The organism is Streptococcus infantis (assembly GCF_047463655.1).
Lineage (GTDB): Bacteria > Bacillota > Bacilli > Lactobacillales > Streptococcaceae > Streptococcus > Streptococcus infantis_Z.
The window spans coordinates 1-525 of sequence record NZ_JASHDM010000039.1; the positions used below are offsets into that span (position 1 = coordinate 1).

A 525-nucleotide genomic window follows, 5' to 3' on the forward strand; every position below is an offset into this window, starting at 1 on the left:
CCGGAAGTAGTTGGGGGTTGCCCCCTGTGAGATAAGGAAGTCGCTTAGCTAAAGGGAGTTTAGCTCAGCTGGGAGAGCATCTGCCTTACAAGCAGAGGGTCAGCGGTTCGATCCCGTTAACTCCCATTTTAGCGGGTGTAGTTTAGTGGTAAAACTACAGCCTTCCAAGCTGTTGTCGCGAGTTCGATTCTCGTCACCCGCTTTGAACATTTCGTTCATTTACCAAGTTTTTTAACTTGGGCGCGTAGCTCAGGTGGTTAGAGCGCACGCCTGATAAGCGTGAGGTCGGTGGTTCGAGTCCACTCGTGCCCATTGAAATATGGTCCGTTGGTCAAGGGGTTAAGACACCGCCTTTTCACGGCGGTAACACGGGTTCGAATCCCGTACGGACTATTTATTGGAGGATTACCCAAGTCCGGCTGAAGGGAACGGTCTTGAAAACCGTCAGGCGTGTAAAAGCGTGCGTGGGTTCGAATCCCACATCCTCCTTTATTATTAACGCGGGATGGAGCAGCTCGGTAGCTC

5 tRNA genes are annotated in these 525 nt (G+C 51.8%); all 5 read left to right on the forward strand.

What is annotated here, in order from left to right:
- Positions 1-53 precede the first annotated feature (53 nt).
- The 5 genes from QM877_RS10220 to QM877_RS10240 all read left to right on the forward strand — a co-directional run bounded on the left by QM877_RS10220 (position 54) and on the right by QM877_RS10240 (position 489).
- A tRNA-Val gene (locus QM877_RS10220) sits at positions 54-126 on the forward strand.
- Between the two features lie 5 nt (positions 127-131).
- A tRNA-Gly gene (locus QM877_RS10225) sits at positions 132-202 on the forward strand.
- A 36-nt stretch (positions 203-238) separates the two neighbouring features.
- A tRNA-Ile gene (locus QM877_RS10230) sits at positions 239-312 on the forward strand.
- Positions 313-321: 9 nt separating this feature from the next.
- Positions 322-393 (forward strand) — tRNA-Glu (locus tag QM877_RS10235).
- A gap of 6 nt (positions 394-399) precedes the next feature.
- A tRNA-Ser gene (locus tag QM877_RS10240) sits at positions 400-489 on the forward strand.
- Positions 490-525 lie beyond the last annotated feature (36 nt).